Origin of the sequence: Lysinibacillus sp. GbtcB16 (assembly GCF_019091145.1) — a bacterium.
In the GTDB taxonomy this organism is placed as follows: Bacteria; Bacillota; Bacilli; order Bacillales_A; family Planococcaceae; genus Lysinibacillus; species Lysinibacillus fusiformis.
On sequence record NZ_JAGXJV010000988.1, the window covers coordinates 1 to 228 of the forward strand.

Sequence of the window (228 nt, forward strand, 5' to 3'; positions counted from 1 at the left end):
CTAAATAAATATCAGCTTTCTCCGCCTTTGCGGATGCTAAATCCGTATGGGTGACCTCCGCCTCTTTGCCCATAGACTCTAATGCCTTCTTTACATTTAATTCTATAATAAAACTACTTCCTAATCCGCTACCGCACACGCCTAATATTTTCATCCTGCTGGCTCCTTTGTCGTATATTGTTTGATCTTCTCTCGTATGACTTCTTCATGCTGACAGGCAATAAGGGT

1 protein-coding gene is annotated in these 228 nt (G+C 41.7%); it reads right to left on the minus strand.

Annotation, left to right across the window (positions count from 1 at the left end; all coding sequences use genetic code 11):
- Positions 1-154: PTS sugar transporter subunit IIB (locus KVT27_RS26520; protein ID WP_217582370.1), on the minus strand; the 154-nt coding region annotated here is incomplete at its 3' end.
- Positions 155-228: the final 74 nt, after the last annotated feature.